Source organism: Alteromonas sp. BZK5 (assembly GCF_014349115.1).
Classification (GTDB): Bacteria; Pseudomonadota; Gammaproteobacteria; order Enterobacterales; family Alteromonadaceae; genus Alteromonas; species Alteromonas macleodii.
Genome location: NZ_JACSOE010000281.1, coordinates 1 through 1,084 on the forward strand (window position 1 = coordinate 1; position 1,084 = coordinate 1,084).

The following is a 1,084-nucleotide window of genomic DNA, read 5'->3' on the forward strand; positions in this document are numbered from 1 at the left end:
TCATACAGTTGGCTAAGAATTCCCGCTAAAAATAGACGAGTAAGTGAGCAACCATTCTGCCGCATGGGTTGCTGGCGTCTAACACCAGAAAAATCACCCAGCCCAACCCGCTGTCTATTTTTTAAGGTGGGCATTCATCTACATGTCTAATTTTTTACCAATTTGATCGCTAAGATGTACTAATTTGATTACCGAGGGAGACTGACGGACTAATTACTTAGGGGCTTAATCGTACAATCTCCACTCGACACCACACAACTCACTTCTGGACATTTCTGAGTTGCATTTTAGCTAATTTAGAAAAACATGAATTAGATAAAGTATGGAAATTTCAAATCAATATGAGGCGGACATGAAGAAATTGAAAAAAGTAGCTTAACTGGGTTGGTCAATTTTGGTTGACCACGTCATGTTCCGGTGAGTACGCAAGTCATTGGCGCTAACGAATATGAAGGTCACTTTGCTTTTGACTTACTCTATAACAACTCTTCAGATATACAGCCTAATACCTTATCGACCGATACGCATGGTACCAATAATGTTAACTTCGCTATATTAGATTTCTTTGGTTACACATTCGCCCCTCGATACGCGAAAATGAAAAAGGTGTTTTTTGAGCTATTTGAAGTGACTGAAGAGAACGGAGGCCGTATTCAATTAAAGAAAGATATTAATCATAAGCTAATTGCTGAAGAATGGGACAATATTCAGCATATTGTTTGTTCATTGAGTCGTAAAACCACCACTCAAAGCACAATCATTAGAAAGTTGAGTAACGGCAAGAGCCGAAGATTGTCAGCATTGCATGAGTACGACCGTTTAATTAAATCTATTTATGTTTTGGAGTATGTTGATAATTCAACGTTGCGTCATTACGTCCAGCAAGCCTTGAACAGAGGTGAAGCATACCATCAGTTAAAACGTGCTATTACTTCAGTTAATGGCAATAAATTTCGTGGGGGGAATGATTACCAAGTATCACAATGGGGTTCTAGGGATTTTCCCCTCTAAAAAGACATAATCCTCTGTAGACCACACCAATAAATGGCTGCGGAGGTGGGTTACTACTTATAAGTGTGGCAAA

1 protein-coding gene is annotated in these 1,084 nt (G+C 39.1%); it reads left to right on the forward strand.

What is annotated here, in order from left to right; all coding sequences use genetic code 11:
* Positions 1–417 precede the first annotated feature (417 nt).
* Complete coding sequence (locus BIZ39_RS21965; protein WP_000107352.1) at positions 418–1,011, forward strand: Tn3 family transposase; 594 nt, start codon at positions 418–420, stop codon at positions 1,009–1,011.
* The last annotated feature ends 73 nt before the right edge of the window (positions 1,012–1,084 follow it).